The organism is Paenibacillus sp. Soil787, assembly GCF_001429545.1.
Lineage (GTDB): Bacteria > Bacillota > Bacilli > Paenibacillales > NBRC-103111 > Paenibacillus_E.
In genome coordinates, this window is record NZ_LMSP01000020.1 from 1 (window position 1) to 17,758 (window position 17,758).

General features: G+C 43.4%; 16 protein-coding genes. 3 read left to right on the forward strand and 13 right to left on the reverse strand.

Translation table 11 applies throughout. From position 1 onward, the window contains the following. Positions 1 to 188: 188 nt before the first annotated feature. Complete coding sequence (locus ASG93_RS18375; protein WP_056834040.1) at positions 189 to 767, reverse strand: PadR family transcriptional regulator; 579 nt, start codon at positions 765 to 767, stop codon at positions 189 to 191. 12 nt (positions 768 to 779) lie between these two features. Next, the gene (locus ASG93_RS18380; protein ID WP_056834042.1) at positions 780 to 2,306 is read right to left on the reverse strand and encodes an MDR family MFS transporter; all 1,527 of its coding nucleotides are present in this window, start codon (positions 2,304 to 2,306) and stop codon (positions 780 to 782) included. A gap of 251 nt (positions 2,307 to 2,557) precedes the next feature. Between ASG93_RS18380 and ASG93_RS18385 the strand changes: the two genes are divergently transcribed. Next, positions 2,558 to 3,460: a LysR family transcriptional regulator gene (locus ASG93_RS18385; RefSeq protein WP_056834044.1), complete on the forward strand. Its 903-nt coding sequence runs from the start codon at positions 2,558 to 2,560 to the stop codon at positions 3,458 to 3,460. Positions 3,461 to 3,561: 101 nt separating this feature from the next. Then, positions 3,562 to 4,368, forward strand: a complete 807-nt coding sequence (locus ASG93_RS18390) for a histidinol-phosphatase (RefSeq protein ID WP_056834046.1) — start codon at positions 3,562 to 3,564, stop codon at positions 4,366 to 4,368. A 51-nt stretch (positions 4,369 to 4,419) separates the two neighbouring features. Here ASG93_RS18390 and ASG93_RS18395 read toward each other — a convergent pair whose 3' ends face one another. The 3 genes from ASG93_RS18395 to ASG93_RS18405 all read right to left on the reverse strand — a co-directional run bounded on the left by ASG93_RS18395 (position 4,420) and on the right by ASG93_RS18405 (position 8,731). Beyond that, the gene (locus ASG93_RS18395; protein WP_056834048.1) at positions 4,420 to 6,732 is read right to left on the reverse strand and encodes an EAL domain-containing protein; all 2,313 of its coding nucleotides are present in this window, start codon (positions 6,730 to 6,732) and stop codon (positions 4,420 to 4,422) included. Between the two features lie 188 nt (positions 6,733 to 6,920). Beyond that, positions 6,921 to 8,201 carry an MFS transporter gene (locus tag ASG93_RS18400; RefSeq protein ID WP_056834050.1) on the reverse strand — a complete coding sequence of 427 codons (1,281 nt, stop codon included), beginning with the start codon at positions 8,199 to 8,201 and terminating at the stop codon, positions 6,921 to 6,923. Continuing rightward, complete coding sequence (locus ASG93_RS18405) at positions 8,192 to 8,731, reverse strand: GNAT family N-acetyltransferase (protein ID WP_056834052.1); 540 nt, start codon at positions 8,729 to 8,731, stop codon at positions 8,192 to 8,194. The genes ASG93_RS18400 and ASG93_RS18405 overlap by 10 nt, the downstream gene beginning before the upstream one ends. A 98-nt stretch (positions 8,732 to 8,829) precedes the next feature. Here ASG93_RS18405 and ASG93_RS18410 point away from each other — a divergent pair, with 98 nt between their 5' ends. Further along, positions 8,830 to 9,813, forward strand: coding sequence for a ParB/RepB/Spo0J family partition protein (locus ASG93_RS18410; RefSeq protein ID WP_056834054.1), 984 nt, complete (start codon positions 8,830 to 8,832; stop codon positions 9,811 to 9,813). Positions 9,814 to 9,855: 42 nt separating this feature from the next. Here ASG93_RS18410 and ASG93_RS18415 read toward each other — a convergent pair whose 3' ends face one another. The 8 genes from ASG93_RS18415 to ASG93_RS18450 form a co-directional block, all read right to left on the reverse strand. Beyond that, complete coding sequence (locus ASG93_RS18415; protein ID WP_056834056.1) at positions 9,856 to 10,179, reverse strand: GNAT family N-acetyltransferase; 324 nt, start codon at positions 10,177 to 10,179, stop codon at positions 9,856 to 9,858. A gap of 35 nt (positions 10,180 to 10,214) precedes the next feature. Next, positions 10,215 to 10,949: a phosphotransferase enzyme family protein gene (locus ASG93_RS18420; RefSeq protein ID WP_056834058.1), complete on the reverse strand. Its 735-nt coding sequence runs from the start codon at positions 10,947 to 10,949 to the stop codon at positions 10,215 to 10,217. Between the two features lie 52 nt (positions 10,950 to 11,001). After that, the gene (locus tag ASG93_RS18425) at positions 11,002 to 12,510 is read right to left on the reverse strand and encodes an amidase family protein (RefSeq protein WP_056834060.1); all 1,509 of its coding nucleotides are present in this window, start codon (positions 12,508 to 12,510) and stop codon (positions 11,002 to 11,004) included. A 296-nt stretch (positions 12,511 to 12,806) separates the two neighbouring features. After that, on the reverse strand, positions 12,807 to 13,550 hold the full coding sequence (locus tag ASG93_RS18430; RefSeq protein WP_056834061.1) for a phytanoyl-CoA dioxygenase family protein: 744 nt from the start codon (positions 13,548 to 13,550) through the stop codon (positions 12,807 to 12,809). Positions 13,551 to 13,933: 383 nt separating this feature from the next. Then, complete coding sequence (locus ASG93_RS18435) at positions 13,934 to 14,425, reverse strand: CYTH domain-containing protein (RefSeq protein WP_056834062.1); 492 nt, start codon at positions 14,423 to 14,425, stop codon at positions 13,934 to 13,936. Positions 14,426 to 14,549: 124 nt separating this feature from the next. After that, positions 14,550 to 15,392 (reverse strand): carbohydrate ABC transporter permease, encoded by an 843-nt coding sequence (locus ASG93_RS18440; protein ID WP_056834065.1) that lies wholly within the window; start codon positions 15,390 to 15,392, stop codon positions 14,550 to 14,552. A gap of 16 nt (positions 15,393 to 15,408) precedes the next feature. After that, complete coding sequence (locus tag ASG93_RS18445; RefSeq protein ID WP_056834135.1) at positions 15,409 to 16,293, reverse strand: carbohydrate ABC transporter permease; 885 nt, start codon at positions 16,291 to 16,293, stop codon at positions 15,409 to 15,411. 77 nt (positions 16,294 to 16,370) lie between these two features. Continuing rightward, positions 16,371 to 17,714 (reverse strand): ABC transporter substrate-binding protein, encoded by a 1,344-nt coding sequence (locus tag ASG93_RS18450; RefSeq protein ID WP_056834067.1) that lies wholly within the window; start codon positions 17,712 to 17,714, stop codon positions 16,371 to 16,373. Positions 17,715 to 17,758 lie beyond the last annotated feature (44 nt).

Consider the following 17,758-nt stretch of genomic DNA (forward strand, 5'->3'; position numbering starts at 1 on the left):
GCTATCTATCACCCATGCGTTTTGAAGCGGCCTATTACGCTCGGATAACTGGGTAGAAACAGCAATTCGTTGTGTCCAACCTATTGACTTAAGATCATTTATACCGCTACCGAGGTGGAATTACTCTATAGCAGTTTCAAACCAAATAGCCGCAACTGCAATCAACAAGAGCAGTTGCGGCTTTTCTTCTATTCAATACGGTCCCAGTCAACTTCCAGCGGGGAGTTCTTCTCTTGCAAGCGACCCTCTCTTGCATCCTTTTGCAACTGCTCCAGCCATTTAAGTTCACTAAAAGCGCGCTTGTAGGTGCCCACCATCATCTGTAGGACAACTCTTGGAACAATAGAGATGTGTTCTTCATACAAGCTTTTCATTTTGTTCATAATCATTTTTTGGGCCATAATCTTATTTTCAAGAATGTCGGCAATCTTCGCCTGATCCCCATGCACGGAGAAAGGCAGGGCGACATAAAGCGGATGATAGTGCTTAATGTCTTCATGCAATTGTTCAACTAACAGTTCTTGAAATTTTAATTTCCCGGCCGCGGTAATTTGATAGATCGTTTTCTCAGGGCGATTCGTATCGCGTACAACCTCAAGTGCTTCTACGAGACCATCCTTATGGAGTTGATCCATCGCATAATACAGCGAGCCGTCTTGCAGCTTCATGTAGTTGTTCATGCCTCTTTCTTTCATCGTTTGCCGAATTTCATAGGTATGCCGATTGGCTTCCATCAACAGTCCGAGAATGACGAGCTTCATCGACATGCTGTTAACCTCCTAGTGTCCTACGGGTACGCTTTCTTTGACTGGAGCTCTTCCCACTTCAAGCTTAGCGTTACCCATGAATAAGATGAACACAAGACCGATTACAGCCAGAACAATGGTCGTCTGGAAAACAACGGCAATGGAATCCGCCAATGCGGTTAGGAGCTTGTGTAGAATTTCAGCGGGAATGTTTGCACGGACCTGCGGCTGAAGTAGAATTCGCGCATCATGAAACTTCTCGGCCATCGCTGGATCCTGAAGGGATGTTGTAATGTTATCTCTTAGCGAGTTGACTTGAATGCTGCCGAACACAGCTACCCCAATTGCCGAACCTACGGAACGGAAGAAACCAACAAGTGAAGTCACCGTGCCTCTGCGGCGAAAGTCTATTTTATGCAGCGCAGACATCGATGTAATTGGGAAGCAAGCACCAATCCCGAGACCAAGGAGAATCATATAGGTTGTAATTAGCCAGCGTTTGGAATCGATGGAGAGTCCGCCTAAAAGCGAAGTTGCCAGCAGCAGTAAGGCTGCGGAAACCAGCATGACATTGCGATAAGAGAACTTACCGATGAATCGCCCGCCGAGGGCACTGCTGACAACAACACCAAGCATCATTGGGGTTAAAGTAGAGCCAGCACTTGTAGCTGAGCCTTCAAATACGCCTTGAATGAATAAAGGTATGTAGGTACCGGCCGAAATTAAAACCGCACCATAAGCGAAGCTGACACCCATGCTGGCGCCAAATAGCCGATTTTTGAACAAATCAAGCGGGATAATCGGTTCTGCTGCATATTTTTCAATCATAATAAATGTACCTAAGAGGACCGCAAAACCTGCAAACAACCCGATGATTTGTAAAGAATCCCAAGCGTATTCTTTACCGCCAAGTTCCAATGCGAACATGAGGGAGATAATCGATGCTGTCAGAAAAATAGTACCGCCCCAATCAATTTTCGCCTTACTGTGTTCCACGGACTCGTGATATGAGAAAATGATTAATAGTAAGGACACAACGCCGAGGGGCAGATTGATAAAGAAAATCCATTCCCAGGTCACATGGTCGGTGAAGTAAGCGCCAATGATCGGCCCCAGTACGCTGGATAGTCCGAATACAGCTCCGAACAGCCCTTGCATTTTACCCCGCTTCTCCGGCGGGAAAATATCAAAAATAATCGCGAAAGTAATCGGCATAAGGGCACCGCCCCCAATTCCTTGAATGGCGCGGTAGATGATGAGCTCAGTCATCGATCCTGCTGTTCCACATAAGGCTGAGCCAATCATAAATACAACGATACCGATAATAAAAAATAGTTTTCGACCATACATATCGGATAGTTTACCGAAAATAGGCATGGCGGCCACATTCGCAATTAAATACGCAGAAAAAACCCAGACGAATTGGCTGAAGCCGCCTAGCTTGGACACGATCGTAGGCATCGCTGTTGAAACAATGGTCTGATCCAGCGAAGCCAGTAAGAGTCCCAACATCAACGCCACAACGGTCCACGTTGTATTTGACTTACGGGTTAACGACATAAGTTGAATCTCCTTCATATTTTATTTAGTATGTAAATTATTATAATCAAATTTGAGTATTTAGCAACGAAAATCGGTTGTATTCGTCCGAGCTTCCTTGCTAGAATGTACACGGTTGTCCAACTTTATCCTAAAAAGTTGCCGATTCCGGTACTCCTATCATATAATGGGGTTACAAAAGGTTTTTATGCCCTTTACAATTCCGATAAATTTTATTTGTATCTTTACTATAAAAAGCAGGAGGTATGCTCATGAATATGAACCAGTTAGAAACATTGCTCACCATATCCAAAACAATGAGCTTTCGAAAAGCTGGCGAAATTCTTAACTTGACCCAACCTGCCGTTTCCGCGCAAATAAAGAGCCTTGAAGACGAATTCGGCACAATTCTCATTGATCGCAATCAACCTGTTACTTTAACCGATAGTGGTAAGCTGTTCTTGGAGCATGCAGAAAGAATGCTGAGGATCGCCAGTGATCTCAAGCAGCGATTGTCCGACTTACATCATACACCGCAAGGTCATATCCATATTGGCACGACAACGTCGATTGCTATGCAGATTTTGCCGAGGGTGCTTTCCTATTTCCAAGACCAATTCCCACTCATCAAGACGACCATTCACTCGATGACCTCTTCACAAATTATGGCTTCCGTGGAAAATAGTCAAATTGATATTGGGATTACATATTTGTTCGAAAAAAATCAAGCCTTAGAAACTTCAGTGCTTTATTATGATACTTTCGAGCTGATCGTTTCCACGCAGCATCCACTTAGCCGATTTGCCCATTTATCCATTGAGAAGCTGCGCAACATTCCATTCATCATGCTTTCTCCGGAAACTGCGGGACGGCGATTCGTCGATCAAATCTTCAAGGCTTATGACGTCTCCCCGCATATTGTGATGGAGCTCTCCAGCAGCGAGGAAGTGAAGCGCATGGTGGAGTTAAATCTCGGGGTTGCTATCATCTCCAAGCTTTCTGTCGCAGATGAACTGCGACATGGAACTTTGAAAATGGTCAAAGTGAACGAATTGGATATTACTCATCCTGTAGGTGTAGTATATAAGTCAGGACGCTACTTAAATTCTGCGATGCAGCAGTTCCTCCGTGATCTAAAAGGAATGCCAGAAACCCAATTTCTCGGCTCAGAATAATATTTACTGCTTACGATGCCAGTTTTGCTAACGCAAAACTCTAAGGTCCATGCTTACGATGCCAGTTTTGCTAACGCAAAACTCTAAGGAGGTTATTTCCGATGAAATTCGACCTACATACCCATCATGATCGTTGTGGTCACGCCAAGGATAAAATTCGCGATTATATCGAAGCCGCTATTGCAGGCGGATTGCAAGTGATCGGGATTTCTGACCATTCCCCTTATTTTGCGAGTCCAAAAGATCAGGCACAACCTTTAATCGCTATGGCTAAGAGCGAATTCCCCCGTTATATTGAGGAAGTTCTGCATCTAAAACAAGAATATGAAGGAAAAATTGATGTGCTTCTTGGTGTTGAGTCCGACTATTTCCCTGAACATGTCGAGGTTTACCGTCAAGAATACGCGAAATATCCATTCGATTACATCATTGGCTCTGTTCATTTATCAGGTGGTGTCAGCATCTTTAATCGCAACAGGTGGAAAAAACTAAATGAAGAGCAGAAGATCCAGCATAAAGAAGAGTACTATAACCTAATTGCGGAGTCAGCACGATCCGGCATGTTCCATATTCTTGGGCATATCGATGCCATGAAAGGCTTCTATCCAGCCTTCTCTGATATCTTTACACCTAAGGTTAACGAAACGTTGAAGATCATCGGAGAAGCTGGTATAGCGATTGAAATCAATACTTCAGGAAAAACCAAGGACGTAGGCGGCTGGTACCCTTCCAATGAAATTCTGGAGCAAGCTCTGCATTATGGTGTTGAAGTGACCTTCGGCTCTGATGCTCATCTGCCAAGCCGCGTGGCTGACGATTGGGAAGAAGTTCGCAAGACGTTAAAAGAGATCGGCTTCAAACATTGGGTCTATTTTAAAAATAAGCAAAAACAAATCGTTCAATTATAAAACAGAAAAAATCTCCTTCGCTGCCTCAGCAGGGGAGATTTTTTTTGTTCTTTATTGAATATGGCCAGAGGGGTTTGATTCAAGAAAGGCAAGCTTATCCTGTAAACATTCCTGTAACACAGGCAGCGCATGCTCGGCAGTCATTGGCCGGAAGAAGTAATAGCCTTGAATTTGACTGCAGCCATTAGCAACTAAGAAGCCGGCCTGTTCTTCTGTTTCAACACCTTCCGCAATAATTTGCAGTTGAAACGAATTGGCTACGGAAATAATCGCTTTGATCATCGCTCGATCTTTGTCATCCGTTTGTACGCCGCGGACAAATGATTGGTCCAATTTGATTTTGGTGACGGGGAACCTTTTCAAATAACTTAGAGAGGAGTAATGTGTACCGAAATCGTCGACGGATATCGCAATCCCCAGCCCGCGAAGCTTGCTAAGTGCTTCCAGCTGTTCATCCTGCATGGCGAAATTTTCGGTAATTTCCATCTCCAGATGCTTTGCTTCCAGGCCTGTCTCCTCTAAAATTTGTATCACTTTATCAACAAAACGTTCATCATTCAGCTGTTTGACGGATAGATTGACCGAGATCGCTAAGGGTTCAACCATCATGCTGTGCCAAGCCTTCATCTGCTTGCAAGCACCTCTCAAAACCCACTCACCAATACTAGCAATTGTGCCTATTTCTTCTGCTAAAGGAATGAAGTCAGCTGGAGAAATATAGCCTTTGGTCGTATGATTCCAACGTACGAGTGCTTCAACACCAATAACTTTGCCCAATAAACAATCTACCTGCGGTTGATACACAATTTCGAGTTCATTCCGGTCAAGTGACTGACGCAGATGATTTCCCATCTCCAGCTTTGATAGGGAATTCAATGCCATTTCCTGATTAAAGAAGCTGTATGAGCTGCCGCTCTCTTTTTTGGCTATGTACATGGCTATATCCGCATTCTTGAGCAATGCTTCCCAAGTCACGCCTCCATAAGGATACTGCACGATACCGATACTGGCACTAATGAAAAAAGAGCGATTTGATAACAAACAAGGCGGTTTTAGAATATCTATTAATTGTTCACAGAAGAGCTGAATTTCCATCTCACTTGGACAATCTTCCAGCAGAATGGCAAACTCGTCACCGCCAAATCTGGCAAACGTATGATAGGAAAGCTTAGATTGCCCAATACGATTAGCAACTTCCTGCAGCATCAGATCGCCCATATGATGACCGTGCGAATCATTTACCATCTTGAAGTTATCTAGATCAAAGAAAAGCATAGCAAGAGATGTACGATTAATTTCATTGTGTACAATTTGTTCTTTTAAAATCATTTGAAAATGGGCTCGATTATGTATCCCTGTCAGAACATCATGATAAGCCATGTAGGAAAGCATTTGTTCGGATTCCAGCAAGCGTTTGGTTGAATCATGCAGTTCCTGTTGTCCTGCCAGTAGCTCTTCATTCACAGCAGTCAAATCTTCATTTGCAAACTGTAATTCTTGTGTGCGCTCATTTACCGCTCGATGTAACTTATCCCGCTGTCTAAGAATATACAGGATAAAGATGAGACCGATTAGTAGTACAAGCATAAAAGAGCTGCGTATTAAGATGATTTGCTCTCTAATACTCTGAACCGCACTTGCCTGCGGCAGCGTAGCAATCTCCCATTTCATATCCGTATGCTCAATGGTTGCTATCATTGGATTTTCTTGAAAAACAGAATCGTCGCCATAGAACGCAGGCTCTCCAGGATTACGGATGGAAATCTGTAAATCCCCTGTATCTCTATTCTTAATCCCTGCTTCTACAAGCAGTTGATCCAGATTAACACCAACGGATACGAAGCCCCAAAAGACACCATCTTGATAGATTGGCTTTCGAGCAACCAAACCATTAATGCCTTGCAGTAATTTAAATGGGCCATTCATTGTCATTTTTTTAGTTTGCAAAGCTTTTGAAATTTGCTGTTGAATACTGGCACGGGGATCCTTCAGTAAATCCCAATTGTATATACTTTCGTTGCCCTGTATCGGATAAACGAACTTCATAACGCCATTAGGCGCAATAATTAAATTTAACGTTGATCCCTGAGCACCAAGATAGAGAGAAGCAATGTATTCCATGACTTCTTTATCATCTTTGTTTTGCAAGTAATTCGCATTTACATAAGCTTCCAGGCTTACCATCAAATTAAAATTACGGTCAATGACGGATTGTAAAGCCAATGCTCTCGAGGATAATTGGGACTGTTCCGTAATTTCAAGCTCATGGAGCAAAGAGTCCTTATACTTAGTAAGAACTAACTCTGACGATGAAACTAATATGACGAAAATTAGAGCTATTATCGTGTTTCGAATCATTTTCATGCTACTCTACTCCTAAGTCATATAAAAGTTTTATGTCATAATTCGACATCATCAGCCTCTATTATTTCATCTCTAAACCTTCCGATGCAATCTTTTTATTGAATTTAGTTTTACCCTACAAAAAATGGATGATGAAATGACAAGAAGGACCTCGCCTAGATGGGCTGAGTCCTTCTTGTTGTCCGATTTTACAATGCTCTCGCTGCTGTTCCTGTACGCCCTATACGTACGGCCATGATGGCAGCAATCATACATACGAAACCCGCCATAAGGAAAGGTAGCGAATAGCTGCCTAGTAAATCTCTTAGCAGTCCTGCTTCATAGGCAGCAAAGGATGCGCCCAACTGGTGAGCTACTACAATCCAACCAAAAACCATGCCTGCCTTCTCCTTGCCGAAAACATCCGATGCGATCTTCACGGTTGGCGGAACGGTTGCAATCCAATCCAAACCGTAGAAAACAGCAAAAATAAGAAGCTCCGTATAGCCTAAGCCAAGCGCTTCCGGCAGAAAAATCAGCGAAATTCCGCGGAGCCCGTAGTACCAAAACAGCAGCCAACGCCCGTCAAATCGGTCGGTCAACCAACCGGACATCGTTGTCCCGACCAGATCAAAGATGCCCATGAGCGCCAACAATCCCGCTGCTGTTACTTCAGGAATGCCAAAATCCCCGCAGGCCGGAATAAGATGCGTACCAATTAACCCATTCGTGGAGAATCCACAGAAAAAGAACGTCCCCGCAAGCAGCCAGAACGCCTTGTTCTTACTGGCATCTCGAAGTGTAAGCAGAGGGGTCATAAAGAGGTTGCCTTTGAATACGGCAGGCTTGACGACTTGATCAGACCCATACGGAGCGACACCTATGTCATAGGGATGATTGCGCATCCAGATCGCTACAACAGGGATTAACACCGCAATCACAGCGATCGCTGTATAAATGGCATAGCGCCAACCGACGTCCACCGTTATTTTAGCCAGAAGAGGTAGAAACAGCAGTTGCCCTGTCGCCGCGCTGGCTGTCAGAATGCCAACCACCACGCCTTTGTTCTGGGCGAACCATCGATTCGCGATCGTTATACCGAGCACGTTGGCAAGTGATCCCGTTCCAAGCCCCACAACGACCCCCCAAAGCAAATCAAACTGCCATAAAGCCGTGATCATAGGCGTCAGCGAAAGGCTGGCCGCGATGCAAATGAGGGAGATCAGCACCACCCGGCGGGTACCAAAACGCTCCATCAATGCAGCCGAGAAAGGCCCCATCAGACCATACAAGAAAATATTTATAGAGACAACGGAGGATACATCCGCGCGGCCCCATCCGAACTCTTTTTCAAAGGGAAGCATGAAGATGCTGGGCACCGAGCGTATACCCGCCGATACAATCAAGGTAAAGAAGGTCACCAGGACAACAATCCAGCCATAGTGCAGTTTGGTGCGTTTTGCTAATGTTTCCACTCTATTTACTCCCATTCTTCTGCCAAAATTCCATAAACCTCATGGTCATGAAAGGTGTTATAGCTGAACTCGGCCTGTCTAATTGTTCCTTCATGCTTGAATTTCAACCTCACCGGAACCGCGCGGCTCTTGAAGTTATCCGTCCGAGCTCTTATTTCGATCCGGTTTAGTTTCAACTCATTCAAGGAGTAGTTCACGATACATTTGCATGAATCGGTCATGATCCCTTTCCCCTGATACCCCTCTGCAAGCCAGTATCCAATCGACGAATGCTTATTCCCCCAATTAATTTCATGGAGACCTATACATCCAACAATTTCATTTCGATAAAAAATGCCGCAAGAAAAGCCATTGTTCTTTGCAAAACGGCTAAGTTCAAATTCAATATAAGCTCTTGTGTCTTCTACTTGTGTTGTTTTATCGACCCATGGAAGCCATTTCGCTAAGTGTTCCCGATTTTTGTTTACCAGCTGGTATAAGGCATCTGCATGCCTGACTTCTAGAATCTTTAATTCGAGTTCTTCACTTATTTTACATGTAAACATGACGGACCTCCGATCTAATCGCATGAATGGCAATACCGCGATTTTGTTCTTTGTTATATAATAATCCAAGGACAACCTGAACGAATGGAGAAATGAATATGGATATACATGAAATTCCCATGCATTTAATTGACGAGGATACAGATCAGCCCAGATATCAATTCGATGAAGAGGCGCTCCAAGAATTAATGAAAAGCATTGAAGAGATTGGCTTACTATCTCCGATTAAAGTGCGAACAACGGCTGACAACCGGTACAAAATTATTTACGGGAACCGGAGATATAAAGCTAGCAAAATGCTGGGACGCCCTACCATGTCCTGTATCGTATCGACCGTAACGGATGAGTTGGAGATTTATTTAGAACAGATTGCGGAGAATCTGACAAGGGAAGGCTTTTCCCCCATTGAGGAAGCCGAGGCCTTCCATAAACTTATGAATGATTCCAAATTCAGTTCCTCTATTAAATACCTTTCTAGTAAACTTGGCAAGCCCGAAACTTACATCAAAAACAAATGTGATTTGTTAAAGTTTGGAAATTCAGTCAAGAAACTGATCGTTAGCGGCACAGAAATTCGAAAAGACAAGTTAACCGAGGATCAGCTGCTGCCTATCAAAGATTTACCGATCGAGCACCGCGATCCGCTTGCTTTGATTATTGCTAGAGATGAATTGCCTGTCAGTGATGTCAAAAAGATTGCTCGAATGTTCAAAGATAAAGATATTTCAGAAAGCACCAAAGGGAAGCTTCTCTATAAAACAGGTCATGATCTGGTCGAAACTTGGTCTGTCTTTCAAAACAACCGAGCAGAACGGGCTAAGCCTGCAGCTGCAAAAGCTCCGACAAAAGCGGAGAAAGCGGAGAAATCCAAGGAAATTAGCCCGACATCTAACCCAATTCAAACCAAACTTCTGCAAATGCTTAACGCATTTCCTGCACCTAATGATTTTCAAGTTGAAGACTTAGACGTTGATGCTCAAGATAAGGATCAATTTCTGAATGATCTCAATACCTTAGTCGGTAATTTGGAAAAGCATTTGGATGCGTGGAAAAAGGTTAGGGAACTTGCCGTTACCCAATAACCTATTAGTCTAGTACTTCAAGCTTCTTCGCATAGCAATGCCTTAGAAGACCCCATACATGAGGCGGGTGAATTGAAGTGTGAAACCTGCTGCTTCTAAGTTTTTCCGACTTATTCCATTGTCAGGATGTACGGTTGCGTAGAGGTATAATGTACCTTGTTCCCGCGCCCGCTGTTCTCTTAAGGCATGAAAATGCCGCTGGAGCCCTTGTCCCCTGACCGATTCATGGACAATGGATCCTTCTAGAGAAGCTACTCTTGGTAGCTCTTCTTCCAGCACTCCAAACTCTCGTCCGAGATTGCTGGCACTTAGACCGGGAAATGCGATTTGCGGTACATCTTGTTGCCATAAACGCCTTATTTCCAAGTTGTAGTCCTCCTAGTGTGCTGCTGATCAGTAGGTCACCATGGGTTGCTGAAACCAAGTCTCATTTCGTCCCTCACTGTGATGAGCTTTAATCTCAATCCTGCATACCATGGTGGCGTATTGGATAGATCACTATCCTCCAAAGCTGTTAGGATTCTCGAAAAGCTATAGAGCTTAGAGAACCGTAGAAACTTTGGAAAGTGTTCTATCATTTGCTTGTCTAATGGACATATCGCCGTATAGCCCCTCAAAAAGCATTCTACCTGACGGCTGGAATCCCTCTCTTTATTATCCAACACGTCAGCAAGAGCTGCAACAATATTCATCGCATACCAATGATACATAGCATCATCAAAATCAATAACATAAAATTGCGACGTACTTGCATGCCAGAAAATGTTATCCTGTTGAAAATCATAATGAATGAGACCATACTCATGCTTGGTTTGCTTTAAAGAATAAAGCCAAATCCTCAGGTTATCCAGCTCCATCAAGGCTTCTTTTTCATGTGAATGACGTTCTAATGCCACTGCAATATGATCCAGTCCATCTCGCCAATCCTTACGCTTTATTTCTTTATCAGGTTCATATACCTGTGAGCATGTATGTAAGCTGCCAAGTGATTTCCCCCACGCCTCCATCTGCGAATCGTTCATTTGATCACAATCTAAACTTTCCCCTTCCGCATCACTGAACACAACACCAATATATCCCCCTTCACTTGTCGTTACTCTTTCAACTAGCTTACCCTCGCTAGAACGAATAGGCACGCATTAGCCACATGATCAGCTGTTAATCCAACAACCATCGTTCTTAGATTCATCATTTTGTTTTACCTCTATTCGAGAGAGCAGCTAACTCGGGTTGAACGCGATGATTCGTCGCCTGCTCAAACCCATAAGCAATTTTTATCAAAGTAGGTTCGCTAAATGCCGATCCTACAAAGGTGATCCCTTGTGGTCCCTTCGTTGTGTACCCGCCTGGCGCGATAATCCCCGTTGCCGCATACCCTCCTGGTACCGTGATGGAAGGGTAACCGGCTCTAGCCGCAAGATCTGCCCCGCCCTCAAATCCTAGGAATAGGAGCGCATCCAGATGATGCTTCTCTATTACATAATCGATCCCCTGCTCTCGCGACATCTCTTTAACTCTCTTTTTGCTGTCTAAATAGGCCTGTTCCGTTAGTGTCCCGCTCGTTTCCTCTGACCAGATTAAGGTTCCTTGCCCATATCTCAATGCTTGATCTGAATGTGCTTCATTGTAGGCGATGACGTCTGCCAATGAATGGACTGGTATCTCACCTGACAATTTGGATAAATAATCATTTAAATCTTTTTTAAATTCATATCTCATGACATTGCCATCCCATTGCGTCTGTTCGCACGGAAGCTCTACCGGATCAACGATTGTAGCACCCTTTTGTTTCAAAACGGCGATAGCCGCCTCTACAATATCAAGCCGAGCCTTGTCTAATTGTTGATAATAAAATCTCGGGATCCCAATTCTAGCTTGCTGCAGATAATTGGCGTCTAAGAATGGCGTGTAATCTTGGAAAGAACGCCCTTTACTCGCTAATGTCTCAATATCACGCTCATCTGTCATGGTTAAAGCGCCGAGCAAAATCGCTGCATCACTGACTGTTCTTGCTATAGGCCCTGCTGTATCCTGACTATGAGCAATTGGGATAATGCCCGTTCGGCTAACTAGTCCAATCGTTGGCTTAATGCCAACTAAGCTATTCTGACTAGAAGGGCTGATGATAGAGCCCGATGTTTCCGTTCCAATCGCCGCTGCTGCTAGATTCGCTGCCGTGGCCGCTGCTGAGCCTGAGCTTGAACCGCCTACGAATAATTCGCCAGGGCCGTAAGGATTTAAAGTGAGACCACCTCTTGAGCTATAACCCGCCCAAATATCGCCTGACATAAAGCCCGCCCATTCGGTCATATTCGTTTTACCCAGCAGCACAGCCCCTGCCGCTCGAAGCTGTGCCGCCACGAAGGAATCGGCGGCTGCGAAGGATTCTGCTAACGCGATAGAGCCAGCGCTAGTATGCATACGATCGTATGTATCGATATTATCCTTCAGCAGAATCGGGATACCATGCAGAGGCCCACGACTGCCCTTTACTTTTCGTTCTTCATCTAAACCTTTGGCTATGTCCATAGCATCTGGATTTATTTCTAAAATGGTATTTAATGTAGAGTCGTACTTTTCAATGCGGCTTAGGTACAAATGCACCAATTGTTCCGAAGTAACCATTCCCGTATTCATTGCTTGCTGCATACTTGCTATTTCTACTTCTATGATCCATTGCTCCAACCCAGTTTCCATTCATCAATCTCCTTCTATTCTCAGCCTTATTAACACTTTTCTCTGTAGCGTATGAAGTTCCTGTATATGTACGTTGGGGAGTTTAATTATAGTTATTTTTGATTAAATTACGATCGCTTTAACAGGATTACTTTAACGATGAATTTCATCGTCTCAGAGTAGCGTACCCTGATAGCAGCCAACACTCGTATATATATGTATGTGTAAATAAAAATAAGCTAACCCTTTCCAGCCTTGACTGAAAAAGAGTTAGCTTGAATCAACATTCATAGGGTCAACATGAGCTCAAATCTCCATTAATACAACGGAAATTTTTCTCGCAAATCTTCCCTCTGAGTAACAAACGAGTCCTCGCGAATGTAATGACATACAAAGGAACGTCGCCAACGGTCCTTGCTTCGATTCTTATTGGACGAATGGATGAGCAGCTCACTAAAGAAGAGGATATCTCCCTTTTCCATCTCGACTGGGATTTGCTTGCTAAGGTCTGCGCCTTCTGTCTCGTCAGTCCATGATTCGTGTTCTTCAATATTTTTCACAGCGCCGTGAGGCAGCAGTCCAAGCTTATGTGTGCCAGGGATGACCCAGAGGCAGCCATTTTCGATATCGACGACTTCTTCCAAAGCGATCCAAGCGGCGATCATTGTCATGGGGTCATTCTTAATATAGTAGTAGTCCTGATGCGAAGCCTGTCCCGGTGAACCCGGTTCCTTGTAGAAGTACATACTTTGCACACAGTTAGCCTCTCTGCCCATTAATTGAGCTAGCGTACCACGGATGATGGGAAGCTTCATCATTTGGCGTGAAAAGCTGTCATACTTGTGAGGATTAAACAACCGCAGGGAGAACTTCTTGCTTTCTTCACAAGCTGCCCATTTGGGTACTTCCGCTTGGTTACGAATATCATAAATGTGTCCATTAAAGGCATCGATGAGATCGCTGCTGCAGCCTTTCTTAATAAGCAAATACCCGTCTCTTTCGAACTGTTCATATTGCTCTTCCGTGATTGGTGACAAACGATCTTGTTTCTTAACAAACATTGCAGCTATCCCCCCTTCTGCTTGAGAAAGTGTCTTTCCTTACCTTCATCATACTGCCGAGGTTATCACTCAACAATGGCTGGAATTATCACGTTTGTGTCTAAAATTGATATAGCAGTTAAATTGGAGCATGACGACTAGAATGCTTTCTTTTCCTTCAAGACTGGCGAGTGCAGCTTGCCAATCTATTGCTTCAATATGCTTATAAAAATCAATTGCGTTCGTCTGACTAGCCCCTATTGATTAACACTTCTGAAAAAAGCGAAAAGACCAAGCGATGACCGCACTTGGGTCATTATACTCGGCCTTATGTACATTATCTCGATGGATGAAGTTATTAATCAATTGTAAGGAAATCGAAACATCACTTAACTAAATCTTTATCATGGCGTCTGCAGTTTGACCCACATGGACTTATTCCGGAATTCTTCCTCCGCCCCTAACTCTCTCCCAAACCAAGAAGGTACTTCAAAGAGCCGCGCAGCTTCAACATCTGGAAACTCGACTTCGACAACCACGAGATCCACTTGTTTATATTCATCAATTTCAAAATGGAGCCCCTGAACTTCAACCGTGGTACGTATCTTCTCCAATGGGATTAACCCGGTACGTGCAAGCAGCTGCTTATATATAGGCTCCGATATGTTATATTCAATCTCTTCCCGAACCATACCATGCCCCGATTTGAACGTATGTGTAAAATGCGACACTCCAGAACGATCAACAAGCTGGCGCACTCTGATTTCTTGATCCTCCGAAAAGGCCAAATACGTTTGATAGATGTACTGCTTTGAAACTATCGTTATCTCATTATTGTCCAGTTCAGCCGCAGGGAACGCGGGTAATAGGAACTTTCTTTCGATTTCGGCACTCATTGGTTTGTGTGACCCCTCTCCAAACAATCATGTTCTCTTCCCCATTTTACCACGCTATCATGAAAAAGACGCGTAAAAAAGACGCGTAACCAGTCTATCATTAGGTTATAGCGTCTTTTCTTTTCTAGCCTTTGAGAGATCCCGCAGTAATGCCGGAAATAATCCGTTTATTGAAAATGGAGACTACAAGGATCGACGGAAGGGTTGTCATCACAATGGCCGCGAACATCGGCGCAAAGTCCGTTGCGTATTGACCCTGAAAATTCAAAAGTCCTATCGGAAGTGTCATCTTTTTGGCATCGTTAATGAAAGTTAGTACAACCAGCAGTTCATTCCAGATACCGGCAAAGTTAATAATGCCAACCGTCATAAGCGCCGGTACCAATAAAGGCATTAAAACCCGCCAATATACACCGTAAACCGAACAGCCATCAATAATGGCCGCTTCCATAATTTCTTTGGGAATGGAACCCATAAAACCGCTTAGCACCAGTACCGATGTAGGCAAAGCAAAGGCAACATAAATAAGAATCAAGCCGATTTGCGAATTCATCAGATTTAATTTAGAGAAGAATATAACCAATGGTATGAGTGTTGCTTGCAGCGGAACCATCAAACCGATCAAAAAATAAACCAACGTAACTTTCGATGCTTTCCACTTTAATTTAATGATCGCAAAGGCGGCCATTGAACCCAACAGTAAGACGAGAAGTAAAGTGACTGTCGTAATCAGTACCGAATTATAAAAATAACGGCCTGTTCCCCCTGTGATCCATGCATTCATGTAGTTCCCCCACAGCCAATGCAGCGGAAGTTCCCATGGATGTTCGAATATTTCCGGTGTTTTCTTGAGTGAATTCACAATAAGCCAGAACAACGGATAAATATAGACAAGCGTCCCTATTCCTAAAAATAAATAAGTGAACAGCTTTTGAATTGGACGAATCATTCTTGAACTTTGCTCCATATGCGTACCTCCTTCCTCAATCTTCGATATCTTTGGTAGGAATTAATTTATTAATAACAAATGTAACGATTAAGCACATAACGAGCAAGATGACAGCTAATGAATTGCCGTAGCCATATTCCAACTGACCAAAGGAACGTTTTTGCAAATAACCGACCAGTGTTTGTGATACATTGGCAGGTCCTCCGCCCGTCATGACATAAACAAGATCAAAAAACCTTAAGGAACCTATGGAGATTAATATGGTATTTACTTTAATAATCGGTTTAAGCAATGGCATGGTGATATGCCATACCAATTTCCATCCGATAGCACCCTCAAGACGCGCGGCCTCAAAGATTTCCTCGGAAATATTCTGTATCGCTGCAATGAACAGGATCATGGTATACCCAATAAATTGCCAAGATACAACCGCTGTAACGGCCCACATCACCGTTGTGGGTTCAGACAACCACAGGTGCTTTAGTGAATCTAGCCCCAGCCAATCAAGTGAATTATTAATAATACCGATCTGCGGATGATATATAAATGTCCACATCATACCCACGGCGACACTCGATAGGAATGCTGGCATAACGAAAACAAGCTTAAAGAAATCTTTCCCTCGCACGTTTCCAGTCAGAATCAAGGCCAGAAAAAAACCAAATGGCAGTTGAATCGCCAAACTAGTCACTAAGAGGAATAACACGTTACGGATCGTAACAAAAAATACATCATCATCTGAAAACATCCGCATATAATTGTCCAACCCTATAAACTTCATCGGATTCAGAACATCCCAATTAAAAAAACTTAAATAAATCGATGCGATGACGGGGATGAAGACGATTGCCGAATATAGAAACAGGGCAGGGGTTATAAAGAATGCAATGGTCGAGACTTTTCTCAGCATTTTATCCATAAACAACCACTCCATTATTGTTTTGATGAAAAAAGGGAGAAGAATATCTTCTCCCTCCATAAGAAAATTTTATTGGTTTAGCGGTTTTTCTCCGTATAAGCTTGCAAGCTCTTGAACGCATCTTCCGGTGATTTGCCTGCTAAGATAGATTGGATCGTGTTGTTATATTCGTCCCCAATCTTCGCGCCCAGTCCCACATCATAAAAGATGAACATCCCTTTCATGGTGGACATTTGATCTTTTAAATCTTTACTTAACCCTGGCACTTTAGCCGGATCTAAAGTAACTTTCGTAGCTGGAATGTCTCCTTGCTCTTCACCAACACGTTTTTGTGTTTTGTCCTCGGACCATACTTTCAGATATTTAACAGCTGCATCTTTATCTTTTGCCGTTGAACTTATGACTAAGTTAAAGGCAGGTTGACCCAACCAAGTGTCAATATCCCCTTTTCCATTCGGGAATGTTGGGAATTTAGCAATGCCCACGGCATCCTTCACTTTGGAATCGGCATTTACCAACGTATTGATTGCCCAACTGCCAGTAACCATCATGGCCGCTTGACCATTTTGGAACATGCTCGTCATTGCACTGTTGTCAATACTAAGGAACCCTTCTGGGAATGCCTTCATTTTTGTTAATTCCTGCAATACACGGCCTGTTTCGATGTAAGAAGGATCAAGCCAAGTGCCTTTGCCCTCCATTAATGCATTAAACGGTGCGTCACCGCCAATCCGATTGGCTACAAATTCACTAAATAAGGCACTAACCCAAGCATCTTTGGCGCCCATTGCAATCGGTGTCACTTTATTTTTAACCAACACATCAATCACATGCTTTAACTCATCGTACGTTTTAGGTACTTCAAGGTTATTCTTTTTGAAAATGTCTTTATTGTAGTACAAGGTAGCTGCCGCGAAGTTAACCGGAACACCATAAATTTTGTCATTGAATGTTAATAAATTAAACGCTCCAGAGATAAAGCGATCTTTCCACGCGGGATCCTTATCCAAGTATTCATTAAGCGCCAGCACTTTTCCTGAATCCGCATACGTTTTTAATTTTCCGGCAGCATGCAGAGTGAACACATCCGGCGCTTCATTTCCAGCGATTTGAGCATTTAATTTCGGATAAAAAGCTGTACTTGAGAGATGCGCTGCTTCGAAAGTCGCGTTCACATCTGTTCTTGCATTAAATTCTGCAAGCAGATCTTTCTGGATGTTGATCCCCTTGTTTTCCGGTTCTAACCAATCAAATTCTTTCATTTTTATCTTATCTTTTGGCTTTGCAGCCGCTTCCGTTGCTTTGGGAGCATCACTAGCTTTTGGCGCCTCACTTGCTTTCTCGGTCCCGCAAGCAGACAATACAGCCGTGAGTGCAAAAATAGCGGTGATTGATGCTGATATGCTTTTAAGCTTTTTCATTTAAACCCTCCTCTATAATGTTGTACTATCTAAGCTTAGATGAA